The following is a 16521-nucleotide window of genomic DNA, read 5'->3' as shown; positions in this document are numbered from 1 at the left end:
GCGTTAGGGCGGCCACGTCCGCAGTAGGCGTGTGGACGACCTCATCGAGTGGCTCCGGACCAGACCGTACTACGAGGGGCAGATTCGGTCCCACCGCCGGTTCGAAGCGCGCGAGCCCGCCTTCGCCGACGTGGACCTCGAACCGCGACTGGCGTCGGCCCTCGAAGACCGCGGCATCGACCGACTCTACCGGCATCAGGCCGAGGCGGTCGAGGCGGTCCGCGACGGGAACAACGTCGTCTTGGCGACGCGGACCGCCAGCGGCAAGAGCCTCGCGTACACCGTGCCGGCGTTCGAGCGGGCGATGGACCACGGCGGCCGGACGCTCTATCTCGGCCCGCAGAACGCGCTCGTCGCCGACCAACTCGACACGCTGTCGGACCTCGCTCGCGGCCTCGGCTTCGGCAGCCGCGTCTCGGTCGACCAGTACACCGGCCGGCTGTCGAAGTCCGAAAAGCGCGAGGTCAGAAAGCGGATGCCGACGGTGCTGCTTTCGAACCCCGACATGGTTCACTACGCGCTGCTCCCGCACGCCCATCGGCTGTGGGAGTGGTTCTTCTCCTCGCTGGAGACGGTTGTCATCGACGAGGTCCACGGCTATCGCGGGGTGTTCGGAAGCCACGTCGCGCTGCTCCTCCGTCGGCTCAAGCGCGTCTGCGAGCGGTTCGGCTCCGACCCGCAGTTCGTCTGCTGTTCGGCCACTATCGGCAACCCCGTCGAACACGCCGCGCGCATCACGGGCGAGCGGGAGGACTCCTTCGCGCTCGTCGACGAGGACACGAGCGGGACCGGAGAGACCAACTGGCTCCTGTGGAACCCGCCGGAGTACGAGAACCCCGAGGCCGGCGGGTCGGGACGGCGGCGTTCGGGCCACGTCGAGACCAAGAACCTCTTCGTCGACCTCGTCGCCCGCGGCCACCAGACGCTGGCGTTCACCCGCGCCCGACAGGCGGCCGAACGGTACGCCTCCGAGAGCGCGAGCGACCTCAGGAGCCGCGGCGAACACGCGCTCGCCGGCGAGATTGCGGCGTATCAGGCCTCCCTGACTCACGACCGGCGACGGGAGATAGAAGCCGGCCTGCACGACGGCGACATCACGGGCGTCTGGAGCACCAACGCGCTCGAACTCGGCGTCGACGTGGGCGGACTCGACGTGGTGCTCATCGACGGCTACCCCGGCACGCGGATGTCCGCGTGGCAACAGGCCGGGCGGGCGGGTCGCGGCGACAGGCCCGCCTTGGTCGTCCTCGTCGGCGGCGAAGACCAACTCGACCAGTACCTGCTGAACCACCCCGCGGAGTTCTTCGACGGCGACCCCGAGCGGGCCGTCTCGGACCCGGAAAACGACCACCTGCTCCCCTCGCACGTCGCCTGCGCGGCCGCCGAGAACTGGCTCTCGACCGGGGACGAGTCGTACTTCGGCGGGTCGTTCCCCGGCGTCGTCTCGGACCTCGAAGCCGACGGAACGCTGGCGCGCCGGGAGACGGACGACGGGCTCCGGTGGACCCACGACGGAAGCGAGAGCCCGCAGCACGCGATGAGCCTCCGGACCATCACCGACCGCGAGGTCCGGCTGATGGACTCGCGGAACAACGAGACCATCGCCACGCTGGCGTTCGACGACGCGCTTCGAGACGCCCATCCCGGCGCGGTCTACCACCATCAGGGACAGACGTACGAGGTCGCGGAGCTCGATTTGGACCGCGACGTGGCCCGACTCCAGCCGACGTGGGCGGACTACTACACCCGCGTCCTCCACGACAAGCACATCACGGTCGAGCGGGACATCCTGTCGAAGCCGCTGTCGGCACGGTCCGACGTGGAGGTCCGGTTCGCCGAGGTGACGATGCGCAAGCAGATTACGGGGTTCGAACGCCGCGACCCGAAGCGCGGGACGACCATCGGCCAGCAACTGCTCGACCTGCCGGAGACGAGCCTGCGGACGAAGGCGCTGTACTTCACCGTCCCCGGCGACGTGGAAGCGGAGATGCGCGAGCTATCGAGCGACCGCGCGGAGGGGCGCGACTACGGCTTCAACGGCGGCATCCACGCCGCGGAACACGGGATGATTTCGCTGTTTCCGCTCCGACTGCTCTGTGACCGCGGCGACATCGGCGGGCTCTCGACCCCGTACCACAGCCACACCGACCAATCGACAATTTTCATCTACGACGGCCACCCCGGCGGGGTCGGCATCACGCGCGCCGGCTACGACATCGCCGAGGGACTGATGCGACAGACCGCCGAACTGATTTCCGACTGCGGCTGCGAGGACGGCTGTCCCTCCTGCGTGCAGTCGCCGCAGTGCGGGAACGCGAACGACCCGCTGGCGAAGGACACGGCGGTCCTGCTGTTGGAGTCGTTGACGGGGACGCGAGCCTGAGGCAGCGAGACGGCCGTGAATCGCCCGCCCTCGCCGACCCGCCGGGTTAATTATCACTACATCGGCATTTCAGGCCCGCTATTCGGAACCAACAGCTATTTTTGGGAAGCCTAAATTCATAGGAGCAATGAACGCGGACATCTGCGTGGTCGTCCCGACTATTCGGGAGTACGAGTGCATGCGGTCGTACTTCGACAACGCGCGCGAACACGGGTTCGACCTCGACCGGCTCTTCGTCCTCCTCGTCACGGAGGACTTCTGCGACGCCGAGGGAATGGAGTCGATGCTGGACGACGAGGGCGTCGCGGGCGCGGTCTTCGACGGGACCGCCCGCGAGGAGTGGTACGACGAACACGACGTCTCGGAGTACTCGCATCTCGTCCCGGCGGCGAGTCACGCCCAGACGAGCTTCGGCCTGCTGTACATGTGGGCGCACCCCGAGTTCGACTACGGCGTCTTCATCGACGACGACACGCTCCCGCACGACGAGTGGGACTTCTTCGGCCGCCACATGGCGAACCTCGACCGCACCGACGAGGTGGAGTCGGTGTCGAGCGACGAGCGTTGGGTGAACGTCCTCTACCAGAACGCCGACGAGCACGGGCTGTACCCCCGCGGGTATCCCTACTCGGCGATGGACGAGACGGTCGAGACCGGGACGCGGGAACTCCGCGACGTGGTCGCCTCGCAGGGGCTGTGGACGAACGTCCCCGACCTCGACGCGGTCCGCATCCTGATGGACGGCGACCTCGAGGGACAGGCCCAGACCCGGACCGACTTCGACGACTTCGACGGCGACTTCGTGGCCGAGGAGGGCCAGTACCTCACCGTCTGCTCGATGAACCTCGCGTTCGAACGCGAAGTCATCCCGGCGTTCTACCAGCTACCGATGGACGACAACGAGTGGGAGGTCGGCCGCTTCGACGACATCTGGTCGGGCGTCTTCCTCAAGCGCGCCGCCGACGTGCTCGGAAAGGACGTGCTCACCGGCTACCCGCTGTGCGAGCACAACAAGGCCGCCCGCCCGACGTTCGACGACCTCAACAACGAGGTGCCGGGCCTCGAACTCAACGAGCACCTCTGGGAGGTCGTCGACGCGGTCGACGACGACGCCGACAGCTACGCCGGCGTCTTCGAGGCGATGGCCGACGCCCTCGCGGACGGCGACTGGTCCGACTACCGCAACGGCGACTTCTTCAACTACGTCGGCGAGCACATGCGCGACTGGCTGGACTGCCTCGACGCCCTCGCCGCGCCGCGGGCCGCCGCGCCGGCTGACGACTGACTGATTGCCCGACGGGTGACCAATCGGTCGGCCGACCGACGCGCGCCGGCGGACCGGCAATCGTCTCTTTGTCCCGCGATTCGCCCGCTTCGCCCGACGAATCGGTAGGTATAAATGATTTAGGGAGACCTAAATCAATGTATGCAAGAACGCGACCGAGAGCTTCGCGGCCACAGTCGTCGCCGGTTCATCGCGACGACGGCGGCCCTCGGGGTCGGCACGCTCGCCGGCTGTACCGGCGGCGACGAGGAGACGGAGACGACGACCGAACCCGAGAGCGGCGAGGGAGTCGAACAGATCGGTTCCGGCCGTTCACCGTTCGGTGACCGCGACATAACCGGCGGCGTGTCCGTCTCGGAGATGCCCGACCTCTCGGGCGAACTCACGCTCTACTCGGGCCGCGGCAAGGCGCTCGTCGGCGAACTCATCTCCTTTTTCGAGGAGTACTACGACGACTTCACCATCCGCCCGCGGTACAACTCGGCGACCGAGTTAGTCAACCAGATTCAGACCGAGGGACAGAACAGTCCCGCAGACGTGTTCTTCTCGGTCAACGCCGGGGCGCTCGGCGCGCTGAAGGACGCCGGTCGAACCCAGGAGCTCCCGAGCGAGGTGCTCGACCTCGTCCGCGACGAGTTCCACGACCCCGACGGGCAGTGGACCGGAACCTCCGGCCGCGCCCGGACCGTCCCGTTCAACACCGACCAGTTCGACGAATCGGGGATTCCCGACGACATCATGGCCTTCCCGGACACGGAGGCGTTCCGCGACAACGTCGGTTGGGCCCCGACGTACTCCTCGTTCCAGGCGTTCATCACGGCGATGCGCGTCCTCGAGGGCGAAGAGGCGACCAGAGAGTGGCTCCAGGGGATGCAGGACCTCGGCGTCACGGAGTACAACGACGAGTTCCTCGTCTCGCAGGCCGTCGCCGACGGCGAAATCGGCGCGGGCTTCGCGAACCACTACTACATCCAGCGCATCCTCGCCGGGCGGCCGAACGCGCCGCTTTCGACCGCCTTCACCGCGGGCGACGCCGGCTCGATTTTCAACGTCGCGGGCGCGCTCACCCTCGACACCGCCGACGACTCCGAACTGGCGAGCAACTTCGTCCGACACCTGCTGTCGGCCGAGGCGCAGGACTACTTCGCGCGGACGACCTTCGAGTACCCGCTCGTCTCGGGCGTCGACCCCATCGGCGAGCTTCCGAGCATCGACGAACTCAGCCCGCCGGAGGGCCTCGACCTGACGCAGCTTTCGGACCTCGAAGGAACCGTGGAACTCTTGCGTGAGGTGGGCGTTCTCTGAGGTAGCTCACTCATGGCGACCGAACAGCAGACGGGGACCGGTGGGGGAGACGACGAGCAACCGCTCGGCCTGACAGTCGCCAGCGGGGCCGTCGCCGCCGCCGTCGTCGTTCCGCTGTTGTGGCTCGTCAAGACCGCGCTCGAGGTGGGGTTCGCCGAGGCGCTGGCGCTCGTCACTCGGCCGACGACCGTCGAGGTGTTCCTGAACAGCGCCGTCCTCGTCACGCTCGTCACCACCGCGTGCATCGGTCTGGGCGTCCCGCTGGCGTACCTGACCGTCCGGACAGACCTGCCGTTCAGACGCTTTTGGACCGTCGTCGTCTCGCTGCCGCTCGTTATCCCGAGCTACATCGGCGCGTTCGCGTTCGTCTCGGCGTTCGGCCCGCGGGGCGCGTTCCAGCGGCTCTTGGCCCCGTTCGGCGTCGAGTCGCTCCCGGAAATCTACGGACTACCCGGTGCCGTTTTGGTGCTGACGCTCTACACGTATCCGTACGTGTTCATCACCACCCGGGCCGCGCTCAAGTCGATGGACACCACGCTCATCGACGCCGCGCGGACCCTGAACCACACCCGCTGGGAGTCGTTCAAGCGGGTGACGGTCCCGCAGATTCGCCCGGCGGTGGCCGCCGGCTCGCTCCTGACGGCGCTGTACGTCCTCTCGGACTTCGGCACGCCGGCCATCATGAAGTTCGACGCGTTCACCCGCGTCATCTACGTGGAGTTCGGGACGTTCGGCCGCGACACCGCGACGCTCCTGTCGCTTCAGCTCATCGCCGTGACGCTCCTCATCTTGACCCTCGAATCGCAGATTCGCGGCGACGAGCGCACGACGACCGGCGGCCGCTCGGGAAGCCCGATGCCGCTCGGGAAGTGGAAGTACCCGGCGCTCGGCTTCGCGGCGCTCGTCGCCACCGTCGCGCTCCTCGTCCCGCTCGGCATCCTCTTTACGTGGCTCGCGCAGGGAGTCGCCGCGACGAGTGGCTCGCTCGCGTTCCAGCCCGAGTACGCGCTCAACTCGGTCCTCGTCGCGGCCGCGACCGCGGGCGCGGCGACGCTCGCCGGCCTGCCGGTCGCCTACCTCGCCGCCCGGCACCCCTCGCGGCTCAGTTCCGTCTTCGAGCGCGCGACCTACGTCGGCTACGCGGTGCCGGGCGTCGTCCTCGGGTTGGCGCTCGTCTACTTCGGTAGCTCGTACGCGACGCCCATCTACCAGACGCTCTATCTCCTCGTGTTCGCGTACGTCATCCGTTTTCTCCCGCAGGCCATCGGGTCGCTCCGGGCGTCGTTCCTCCGGGTCGACCCCGCGCTCCCCGAGGCGGCGCGGACGCTCGGGGAGACCCCGTCGGGAGCGTTCCGTCACGTGACGCTTCCCCTCGTCGCGCCCGGCCTGTTCGGCGGCGCGGCGCTCGTCTTCCTGACCACGATGAAGGAACTGCCCGCGACGCTCCTGCTGCGCCCCTCGGGGTTCAGCACGCTCGTGACGCACATCTGGACGGCCTACGAGCAGGGCTACTTCGGCCAGGCCGTCGTGCCCGCGTTCATCCTGCTTTTCGTCTCCGGGCTCTCGATGCTCGTCATCATCACGCAAGAGGGATACGATGTCAAATAGCACACTTTCGACCACCGACCGCTCGAACCGCACAGAATCCACCGACTCCGAGGCCGACGACGCGGACGCCGGCGGCGTCCTCGAACTCGACGGCGTCTCGAAGTCCTACGGAACCGAGTCGGTCATCACCGACCTCTCGCTCAGCGTCGAGGAGGGCGAAATCCTCACGCTCCTCGGCCCCTCGGGGTGCGGCAAGACGACGACGCTCCGGCTCATCGCCGGGCTCGACCGCCCCGACGGCGGCGAGGTCCGACTGAACGGAAACGTCGTCTCCGGCGGCGGAACCTTCCGCGCGCCCGAAGAGCGCGGCGTCGGCGTCGTCTTCCAGGAGTTCGCGCTGTTCCCGCACCTCACCGCGGCCGAGAACATCGCCTTCGGCCTGAAGGACCTCGACGAGGCCGAGCGCGACGAGCGCGTTCGCGACCTCCTCGACCTCGTGGGACTGGAGACCCAAGGCGACAGCTACCCCGACGAGCTCTCCGGCGGCCAGCAACAGCGGGTCGCCCTCGCCCGGTCGCTCGCGCCGGAGCCCGCCATCCTGCTCCTCGACGAGCCCTTCTCGAACCTCGACGTGGACCTCCGCGTCCAGATGCGCGAGGAGGTCCGTCGCATCCTCAAGGAGGCCGGCGTGACGGCCGTCTCCGTCACCCACGACCAGGAGGAGGCGATGTCCATCTCCGACCGCGTGGCCGTGATGAACGACGGCGACCTCGAACAGGTGGGCGAGCCCGAACAGGTGTTCCAGCACCCCGAATCGCGTTTCGTCGCCGGCTTCCTCGGCTACGCGGGCTTCCTGCCGGGACGCATCGCCGGCGGCGTCGTCGAAACCGAACTCGGGTCGGTCGCGCGCGACCAGATACACGGCCTCGCGCCCGAGTACGACGACACCGACATCGACATCCTCGTCCGCCCGGACGACGTGTCGGCCCACCCCTGCGGCGACGGCGGCGAGGGCCACGGCAAAGTCGTCGGGAAGCGCTACCTCGGGCCGACCATCCTCTACGAGGTCGAACTCCACGGCGGCGACACCCTCCTGTGTATGCACAACCACGACGAGACCGTCCCGACCGACGGCTGCGTCGAGGTGACGCTCGACGCCGGCCACGAGCTCGCGTGGTTCCCGCGCGAACAGCGCCCCGAGACCGGCCCTTATTCGGACTGAGGATGGGTCGGCGAGACTCGAACACGGGCGATTCCCTCCCGCTCGGTGGCCGCGTGCGAGCCGCGGTCCGCGGGCTCGCGTTCGGTTTTTCCATCGACGTCGACCGGACGCGAACGCGTCGACGACTCGCAGCGCTCTGCGTCTCGCTTCTCGTCGGACTCGTCGTGACGTGGTTCGCGGTCGACCTCTTTCCGTACCACACCGTCAACGACGACGAGGGCGTCTATCTCACGCAGGCCGCGATGCTCCTCGAAGGCAAGCTGTTTCTCTACCCCGGCCCGCTGACGGAGGCCGTCAGACCGTGGTTCTTCGTGGTGCAGGAGACGCCGAGCGCCCCCGGCGGCGTCCAGCTCTACTCGAAGTACTCGCCGGCCGTGCCGGCGCTGTTCGCGGTCGGTCTCGCGTTCGGGCTTCCGAACCTCGTGTTGGGAGCCATCGCCGCGATCTCCGCCGCCTTGGTCTACGCGCTCACGGCCGACGCGTTCGACCGGACGACCGGAGTCGTCGCGGCGGGCCTGCTCGGGCTCTCGCCGCTGTTTCTGCTCACTTCGTCGACGTTCCTCGCGTACGCGCCGACGACGATGCTCAACCTCGGCTTCGCCGTCTGCTACGTCCGGGCCGCCCGCCGCGACTCCTCAGGCTACGCCGTCGTCGCCGGCGCGCTCGTCGGCGCGGCGTTCTTCGCCCGGCCCTACACCGCCGTCCTGTTCGCTCTGCCGTTCATCGCCCACTCGCTGTGGGCGCTCGCGACAGCCCGCCGCGCGGGGACCGGCTGGGTCGTCTTCCGCCGGTACGCCGCCGTCGCGCTCCCCGGACTCGCGTTCGTCGGCCTGACGCTCGCCTACAACGCCGTCGTGACGGGGGACCCGCTCACGTTCCCCTACATCGCCTTCGCCCCGCGGGACGGCATCGGCTTCGGCGAGCGGGCCATCCTCGGCTACGAGGTCTTCTACACGCCCGCAATGGGCGTCGAGACGGCAGTCGAAGCGCTCGACATGCTCGCGACGCGCTGGGGGCCGATGGGATGGTTCGGCACAGTCGCCGCGGTCTTCGGCTTCGGCGTCACCGCCCGCCGCTGGTGGGGACACAAGACCGGACGGAACCTCCGCGGGAGCGCGAGACGCCGCCACCACGGCCTCGGCGGCCGCGACCGCGCCTTCGCCGAACTCTCCGACGACACCCTCGCCTGCGTCGTCGCGGGCGTGTTCGCCTCGGTGTTCGTCGGCAACGCCGCCTTCTGGGGGACGCACAACGGCCTTCGAAACGGCCTCATCGACCTCCTCGGGCCGTTCTACCACTTCGACGCGCTCGTCCCGCTCGCGGTGTTCGGCGCGGCCGGAATCGTCGCCGGCGCTCGCCTCCTCAGCCGGCTGGCCCACCGCCGCTTTTCGGCGTCGGAGGCCCGGGGCGTCGTCTTCTCGGCGCTCCTCGTCTCGGCGCTCGTCGCCGGCGGGGTGACGGTCGGGGCCGTCGAGGAGCCCTACGGCGAGAACCGACTCCGAACCGAGAATCTCGCGGCGACCTACGAACCGCTCCTCGACGCCGGCTTCGAACACCCGCCGCTGACCCCGTCGGTTCCGAGCGTCGGTACCGGCGGTCTCGGGGGCGGTGGCGGCGGCATCGGGCTCGGTGGCGACTCGACCGCGACGGGCAACGAGACGAAGGCGCTCGTCTTCCACCCCGACCCCTACGGCGACTGGTCGGCCCACCCCTTCCAGACGCTCCGCAACGACCCCGGCTTCGACGGCCCGGTGGTGTACGCCATCGACGACGGGGCCGAACAGGACTTCGCGGTCCTCGACGCGACGAACCGGACCCCGTACCGGTTCACTTATCGAGGGACGTGGACCGGAGCGGTGGACGCGGTCGAGCCGGAACTGACCCGACTCGACGTGCTGTCGGGCGAGCGGGTCGACGCGACGACGACGCTCGGCGCGCCCGAGGGGACGAACACGGTGTCGGTTCGCGTCGAGACCGACGAGGGCTACGCCCGCTACGACGCGGCGATGGCCGAGAGCCTGCCCGTCGAGCTATCGCTGACGCCGGCGGGCGTGGCCGTGACGAACCACCCACTCGCGTTCGGTCCCGAGCGGCTGTCGATTCCGCCGGGCGCGAGCGAGGTCGACCTCGCGGTGACCTACGTCGGCGACTTCGGCGAGACGGTCACGTACCGACAGACCGTGACGGTCGAGCGCTCCGGCGACGAGGTTCGCGTCGTCTGGCCGCCGGAGACCCGCGTCTGCCGGCTGACCACCGACTGCGGGACCGAAGGCGAGTGGGTCGGTCCCGACGGCGACTACCTCGACGGCGTCTCGGTCGAGACCGACGCGCGCGTCGCCTGAGCGAGAGCCGGGGGCTCTCGGGCGCTTGGCATCGGGTGAAAAATGAAACCGTGATTCGGTTCGAGTTCGTTCGCTTCGTCCGCGGTCGGTGCCGCGGACAGACGTGTCGCGGTCGTCGCGGTCGGCGGCTCAGTCGTCCGCCGGGCCGGTCGCGCCCGACGAGCCGAGGAAGCCGTCGATAGTCGCGCGCTTCGCGATGTGCGGGCGGTAGACCCACGCGTTCAGGAGGACGATGGGAACCATCGTCGCCGCGACGAGCGCGTAGCCGACGTGCAGGTTCGGCAGGAGCACCGACGAGTAGACGAGCGGGTAGGCGATGCCGCCGATGGTACCGACGCCGCCGACGACGCCCGCGACGGCCCCGGAGCTGTTGGGGAACATCGCCGGAACCTGTGCGAAGATGGCGCCTTCCGCGAAGGCGCAGGCCATGCCGACCATGAAGCCGGCGGCCACCGCGATGAGGACGGCTCCGGAGAGACCGGCGAGCGTCATGGCGAGCATGGAGACGATGATGAACGAGAGCGACACGAACGTCCACTGCTCGCGGTAGCGACCCTTGAACACGGGCAGGATATCCATCTCCCTGCGCGCCAGCACGTCGCTGACGTAGCCGCCGATGGGCCGGAGCAGACCGGCCGCGATGGAGAACGTGGCCGCGAACGTGCTCGCGAGCACGAGGTTGTTCGTGTTGAACGCCTCGCGGTAGTAGGTGGCGAGCCAGCCGTTCATCGAGAGTTCGAGGCCGAAGCTCATGACGTAGGCGAGCGCGAGCGCGACGGTCCCGTACCGGGTGGCCGTGTGGACCCACTGCTTGAGCGTCGCGTTGTCGGCGGTCGCCTGCCGGCGCTCGTCGGTCGCCGCGGCCTCGCCGAGGACGTAGTAGGCGACTGCGAGCAGAATCGAGACGATACCGGTGTAGAAGAACGCCGCCCGCCAGTTGCTCTGGAAGAGCGGCCCGCTCCAGTCCGCGCCGAACACGCGGGGCAGGATGAGCGCGCCGCCGGCGGCACCGGCGTTCCCGACGCCGGCGTAGATGCCCTCGGCCATGCCGAGGTTCTCCTCTTCGAACCACTCGGAGACGTGCTGGATGCCGATGACGAACGTGATGCCCGCCGTGGCGACGATGAGGCGTTCGATGAAGAACACGGTGTAGCTCTCGGCGAAGGCGCTCGCCATCGAGAACACCCCGACGTAGCCGAGGACGATGGCGAACACCACCGGCGCGCCGAACTTATCGGAGAGCCAGCCGGTGAGGATGCGGCCGAAGGGCGCGAGCCAGATTGCCGCGCTCGCCAAGATACCGATTTCTGCGAGCGAGAGCCCGAACTCCTCCGCCATCGGCCCCGTGAAGGGCGCGAACGAGAACCAGATGAGGAAGGAGAAGTTGAACCCGATAGTGGCGAGAAGCAGCGTCCGCCACTTGGTCATCTTTACAAGACCCATACGCAGACCTCCGACACAGTAGCACAATCGTGTACAATTCTGCCGTTTTCTTGCATTAGTTTGGACATCATGTAGCGGATAGCACAGAGTTCTAATTGAAAAGCTCTGCCCACAATGCCCCATAAACACTTATCGAATGTTTAGAGAACTGGACCAAATAGAAACAATATTACCAATATTATTCGATAATATACCGAGTTGTACTGTGGACATACGTCCAAAAACACGCTGAGAATATGAATCTGGTGGTGAGTTCTCGGCGACCGTTACAGGTTGCGTCGCCAGATGACGGCCGCCCCGTTGGTGAGTGCGACCGCGAGCGGGTCGGTCGAGGCGGTTGAGTCGTCGAGTTCCTCGACGCCGGGAGCGACTAACGCCGGTTCCCAGCCGTCGGTCGGAATCGCGGGCGCGTTCTCGTCTTCAGCGGCGTCGGCTGCGAGGGTCGCGGGCGACACCTCGACGGGGACGCCCTCCATGTTGGCGGCGAAGAGCAACTGCCCTCCGTCACCCTCGTCCGGTGCAGTCCGGAAGCCGTAGTAGAGGACCGACCCGTCGGTCGGGTGGCGGTAAGTGAAGTAGTCGTCGTCGGCGTCGAGGTCAGAGATGAGCCACGGGCGGTCGTGGCGGAACTTGCGGGTTTCGAGGCGGAAGGCGGTCCGCTCGTCGTCCTGTTCGTCGCGCCAGTGGCCGAGATTCGCGAACTCGTGCACGTCGCGCATCCACGCGTAGCCGTAGGCTTCGAGGTCCGCGGCCGAGAGGTCGTCGCCGAGCGGTTGGTCCATCGCCGAGAGCATGGCCGCCATCACGTTGAGGTCGTAGTCAGTCGCGCCGACCGCCGAGGAGAGGGCGTTCATGAAGGTCAACAGTTCCTCGCGAGAATCGAAGCCGAGACCCTTCACGCGCCGGAAGAAGCGGTCGTCCTCGAAGTCCTCGTCGCGCACCTGCCAGTAGCAGAACTTCGACTCGTCGGAGACGACCTTGACGTTCCACGTCGGGTCGGTGTCGCGGACGAACCCCCACGGCGCGCGCATGTTCGCGTGGACGAAGTCCATCGGGACGCCCGGCAGGAAGCAGTGAAACAGCATCGACGACGCGGCGTTGTCGTACGCCTCGTCCAGCGTCTCCGGGTAGTCGTCGCCGAGGTAGGGGTTGACCGGCGACTGGTTGAACTCGACCGTCGGGTCGATTTGGGTCCCACGGCGGACGGTGTCGTGGTTGGCGACGCCCGTCAGCCAGTTGCCGCCGAACTCGCCGACCTCGCGGACGCGCCACCACTTCGTCGCCCAGAAGGTGAGGAGCGCGGGGGTGTTGTGGGCGAAGGTGATGGGCGACCACTGGAACGAGTGGGGGTGTTGCTCGATGAGCGCGCGATACGAGGAGGCGAGTTCCCAGTCCTCCCGCGGCCACGGCCGCCCGTCCTCGTAAATTATCCACGGCCGGTACTCGGTGCCGGCGACCTCCTGCGTCACGCGGTCCATCTCCGCGAGGAAGTCGTCGTCGTGGTACATCTCGCCCGTCTCGGGGTCGTAGGAGGTGAAGTCCTGCGCGCCGTCGACGCGGATGCCGTCGGCACCGAAGTCCATCTTGCGCCGCTGCATCTCCAAGAAGACGGCGCGCGCGGTCGGCTCCGTGTAGTCGAGGTGCTTGCCGTACATTCCCGGGCCGAGGACGTACCGGTCCGAGAGGAGTTCCGCGCCGCGGTTGTCGGCGTGGCCGAGCGCGATGTCGAAGACGACTTTTATCGGTCGCGGGAGGTCGTGGCACGCGGCGATGAAGTCCACCAGTTCGTCCGGGCGGCCGGTTTCGAGGATGGCGGGATTCGGCGCTGAGAAGGCGCTGACGACGAGGTCGTAGCCCCAGTTTATCATCTCCGGGCGGGCGACCTCGACCGTCACCTCGGCGGCCGAATCGTCGGCGACGCTCCAGAAGTCGTGTTCCTCCTCGTTCTCGGTCAGCGGCTCGACGGGCATCAGCTGAATCCCGTCGTACCCGGCGAAGGCGTGCTCCCACGGGGCGAGGTCGTCGCCGCCGCGCTGTTTCGCGGCGATTCCCTGGTACACCTCCGCGAGCCCGGCGAGCGATCCGCGCGCCGTGGCGGTTCCGGGGTGGATTTCGAGCATGCTCGTCGCGGGGTCGATGCGCGGGAGACCGCCGTCCTCGGTCGTGGCGACCCGCTCGTCGTCGGTGCCGAGCGCCGCGAAGTAGTCGCGGTCGGCGCGGGTCTCGTCCAGCCTGTCGAGGTCGTACACCTCGGCGGGCGCGAACGCCCCGAACGGGACCGAGTACGCGACGGGATCCTGAACCGTTCGCTCCTCGCCGTCGTCGCCCTCGTAGACGAGTCGGTAGAGCGCGCCGAGGGTGTCGCGCGTGCCGGCGCGGACGCCCTCGACGGCCGTCCAGTGGTACTCGCCGACCCGACGCATCGGGATGCGGTGGCGGTCGAACGTCGCGCGCCGGTGGTCCGTCTCGCCGGGGTCGAGGTCGGCCGGCGGCGTCAGCAGTTCCAGTTCGACGGCGGCCTCGGGGACGCCGGCCTCGACGAGGTCCGGCGTCCAGAAGCCGAACTCGACGACTCCGTCGCGGCGGTGCGCGCCGAGTTTCGTCGTCAGCGTCTTGGCGGCCGAGAAGTCGTCGTCGTTGCTCTCGACGACCGACTCGTGCCACGAGGTGAGGTCGTCCGTTCGGTCGGCGTGCAGGGTCGGGATAGGGGAGTTCGTGCTCATGGTGTATCGGGCTGGTCGGGTCGAACGGCGGCGAAATCGGAGGTGGAGGCGAAATCGGAGACGACGCGAACGTGGAAACGGGACGTGCGGGACGTTACGCGAGCGGGCAGACGACCACGTCGTCGACGCGGATACCGCCCTCGGCGGCGACGGAGTCACCGGAGACGATGTCGGTCGCGTCGACCGCGAGGTCGCCGACGTCGACCGTGGTCGCGCCGGGGGCGAAGTTGAGCGCACAGAGGTACGAGCCGTCGTCGTGGTCGCGGACGAACGCGACCGCGCTGTCGGAGTCCGTCTCGTAGTCGATGCGGCGGAACGTCCCGTCGTACCGGAGCGCGGGCGTCTCGTCGCGGAGTTCGATGAGTCGCTCGTAGTGCTCGCGGATGTCGTCGCGGGCGTGGCCCCACGCGAGGGCGTCCCGGCGGCCGCGCTGGCCGATTTCCTGCCCGCCGTAGACCATCGGCACGCCGGGGAGCGTAAAGAGCGCGCCCGCGGCGGCCAGCGCCTCGTCCTCGCCGCACTCGACGATGTAGCGCGTCTCGTCGTGGTTTTCGAGGTAGAGCATGAACGCCGCGTGGTCGGGGAAGCCGACCTGCGTGCGCTGTTCGACGGCGTCGAGAATCCGTTCGGCGGGCTCGTCGCCGCGGCCGACCTGCCGGAGCGTGAAGTACAGCGTCGTGTCGAAGTGCATGTCGAACATGCCCTCGTGGAAGTCGGCGATGTACGGGATGGTCTCGTCCAGAAGCAGGAACTCGGGGTCTTTCGCCTTCACGCGGTCGCGAATCTCCTGCCAGAACGTGTCGGGGACGGCCCACGCCATGTCGCAGCGAAAGCCGTCGACCACCTCGGCCCACATGTCCACCGCGTCGAGCAGGTAGCGCCGAACTTCGAGGTTCCGGTGGTCGAAGTTGGCGATGTACTCCCAGTCGAAGTAGGTGCCCGGCTCGCCGCTCTCCTGCCACTCGTACCAGTCGTAGTACTCCGAGTCGGGGTTCTTGTAGGCGTCCTCGAAGAACGGGTGGGCGCGGGCGGAGTGGTTGAGCACGAGGTCGAAAAGCACCTTCATGCCGCGGTCGTGGGCGGCCTCGACGAACCGCTCGTAGTCCTCGCGGGTGCCGAGGTCCTCCGCGATGTCGTAGAAGTCCACGATGTTGTAGCCGTGGGGCGCGTGGTCGTTCTGGAGGACTGGCGTGAGCCACAGACAGTCGACGCCGAGCGATTCGAGGTAGTCGAGTCTGGTTTCGAGCGCCTCGAAGGTGTTGTCCACGCCCTCGACGTCCGAGGCGTAGCCGCGGACGTAAATCTCGTAGAGCGTCACCTCGCGGGCCCACTGCGGCGGGTCGTTGGGACGGGAGACGGACGCGCTTCCCGCGCCGGAGCCGTCTGCGTGGCCGGTCACGTCGGTCTGGACCGCTTCAGTCTCCGCCTCGGCGAATCCGCCGTCGGCGACGGCCTCGCGCTCGACGGTGACGGTGTCGGGCACGCTGTACGTCTCGTCGAGGGCGACCGCGTGGACGCGGAGTCGGTCGCCGACCGCCGAAAGCGGGACGCGGAGTTCCCAGCCCTCGGTCTCGACGGCCGCGTCGTCCACGTCGTCGCGGTCGTCGACGACGAACTCGACCACGAGGTCGTCGCGGTCGGTGTCGCTGTCGGGGTTCGGTTGCGGGTCGGCGCGGACGACGACGACGCCGTCTTCGACGGTCGCGTCGAGCCTGATGCGCGGCCGACCGCCCCGTCCCCGCTGGGCGTCGCCGGCACCGCTTCCGGAGCCGGACGCGCCGCCGCTGAACCCAGTCGGGCGCGCGGAGCCGCTCTGTCCGCTGTAGCCGCTCATCCCGCTCATCCCGCTCGCGCCGCTCCTGACGGAGCCGGCGGGCAGGTAGGAGCCGGGGAAGACCCGGACGGTGAGCGTGTGCGTCGCGTCGGGCGCGTCGAGTTCGACGACGTAGCGGCCGGCCGCGTCGGGCGTGAACTGGACGACTGCGGTGTCTTCTTCGAGGTCGAGACTGCTGGCGACCGGCGCGCTCCGAACCCGCCACGAGTAGTCTGCGTCGGGGTCGGGGTCGCGAGGTGCGAGTTGTACTGACTCGCCGACAGCCATGAACTGCGGCGGTCCTGGGTGTTGCATACTCACAATCAACGTGCCGGGTGACTTTGAGTTTACCCCTGATGGACCCGAGGTTCCGGTGGGAGACGGGTTCTACCGAGTCGCCTCGGCGTCCCCCGAATTCGTCGGTTTTCGGGCATAAATGATGCAAGATGGGCGGCCA

General features: G+C 68.2%; 9 protein-coding genes. 6 read left to right on the top strand and 3 right to left on the bottom strand.

The annotated features are described in order from the left end of the window. The first annotated feature begins 31 nt into the window (after positions 1–31). The 6 genes from DEQ92_RS00130 (at position 32) to DEQ92_RS00105 (ending at position 10085) form a co-directional block, all read left to right on the top strand. A complete protein-coding gene (locus DEQ92_RS00130; RefSeq protein WP_115820283.1) occupies positions 32–2383 on the top strand; it encodes a DEAD/DEAH box helicase in 2352 nt (783 codons plus the stop codon). A 127-nt stretch (positions 2384–2510) separates the two neighbouring features. Continuing rightward, a complete protein-coding gene (locus tag DEQ92_RS00125; protein ID WP_115820282.1) occupies positions 2511–3668 on the top strand; it encodes an alpha-1 4-glucan-protein synthase in 1158 nt (385 codons plus the stop codon). Positions 3669–3809: 141 nt separating this feature from the next. Continuing rightward, positions 3810–4973 carry an iron ABC transporter substrate-binding protein gene (locus DEQ92_RS00120; RefSeq protein ID WP_050459171.1) on the top strand — a complete coding sequence of 388 codons (1164 nt, stop codon included), beginning with the start codon at positions 3810–3812 and terminating at the stop codon, positions 4971–4973. A gap of 12 nt (positions 4974–4985) precedes the next feature. Further along, positions 4986–6581: an iron ABC transporter permease gene (locus tag DEQ92_RS00115; protein ID WP_004976561.1), complete on the top strand. Its 1596-nt coding sequence runs from the start codon at positions 4986–4988 to the stop codon at positions 6579–6581. Next, on the top strand, positions 6571–7743 hold the full coding sequence (locus tag DEQ92_RS00110) for an ABC transporter ATP-binding protein (protein ID WP_004976559.1): 1173 nt from the start codon (positions 6571–6573) through the stop codon (positions 7741–7743). The genes DEQ92_RS00115 and DEQ92_RS00110 overlap by 11 nt, the downstream gene beginning before the upstream one ends. Positions 7744–7745: 2 nt before the next feature. Continuing rightward, a complete protein-coding gene (locus DEQ92_RS00105; RefSeq protein ID WP_115820281.1) occupies positions 7746–10085 on the top strand; it encodes a glycosyltransferase family 39 protein in 2340 nt (779 codons plus the stop codon). 129 nt (positions 10086–10214) lie between these two features. Here the strand turns inward: DEQ92_RS00105 and DEQ92_RS00100 are convergent, their stop codons facing one another. The 3 genes from DEQ92_RS00100 to malA all read right to left on the bottom strand — a co-directional run bounded on the left by DEQ92_RS00100 (position 10215) and on the right by malA (position 16379). Continuing rightward, positions 10215–11513 carry an MFS transporter gene (locus tag DEQ92_RS00100; protein WP_008093705.1) on the bottom strand — a complete coding sequence of 433 codons (1299 nt, stop codon included), beginning with the start codon at positions 11511–11513 and terminating at the stop codon, positions 10215–10217. Between the two features lie 281 nt (positions 11514–11794). Continuing rightward, positions 11795–14251, bottom strand: coding sequence for a glucosylglycerol hydrolase (gene gghA, locus DEQ92_RS00095; RefSeq protein ID WP_115820280.1), 2457 nt, complete (start codon positions 14249–14251; stop codon positions 11795–11797). A 94-nt stretch (positions 14252–14345) separates the two neighbouring features. Next, a complete protein-coding gene (malA, locus tag DEQ92_RS00090) occupies positions 14346–16379 on the bottom strand; it encodes an alpha-amylase MalA (RefSeq protein WP_304999701.1) in 2034 nt (677 codons plus the stop codon). Between the last annotated feature and the right edge of the window lie 142 nt (positions 16380–16521).

The organism is Haloferax sp. Atlit-6N, assembly GCF_003383195.1.
GTDB classification, from domain to species: Archaea; Halobacteriota; Halobacteria; order Halobacteriales; family Haloferacaceae; genus Haloferax; species Haloferax gibbonsii.
This window is presented reverse-complemented; position numbering and strand designations above follow the sequence as displayed.

Bases quoted from the DNA above. Each gene is read 5' to 3' on its own strand.
- DEQ92_RS00125 (WP_115820282.1), top strand. From the start codon at position 2,511: ATGAACGCGGACATCTGCGTGGTCGTCCCGACTATTCGGGAGTACGAG.
- DEQ92_RS00120 (WP_050459171.1), top strand. From the start codon at position 3,810: ATGCAAGAACGCGACCGAGAGCTTCGCGGCCACAGTCGTCGCCGGTTC.
- DEQ92_RS00115 (WP_004976561.1), top strand. From the start codon at position 4,986: ATGGCGACCGAACAGCAGACGGGGACCGGTGGGGGAGACGACGAGCAA.
- DEQ92_RS00110 (WP_004976559.1), top strand. From the start codon at position 6,571: ATGTCAAATAGCACACTTTCGACCACCGACCGCTCGAACCGCACAGAA.
- DEQ92_RS00105 (WP_115820281.1), top strand. From the start codon at position 7,746: ATGGGTCGGCGAGACTCGAACACGGGCGATTCCCTCCCGCTCGGTGGC.
- DEQ92_RS00100 (WP_008093705.1), bottom strand. From the start codon at position 11,513: ATGACCAAGTGGCGGACGCTGCTTCTCGCCACTATCGGGTTCAACTTC.
- gghA (WP_115820280.1), bottom strand. From the start codon at position 14,251: ATGAGCACGAACTCCCCTATCCCGACCCTGCACGCCGACCGAACGGAC.
- malA (WP_304999701.1), bottom strand. From the start codon at position 16,379: ATGCAACACCCAGGACCGCCGCAGTTCATGGCTGTCGGCGAGTCAGTA.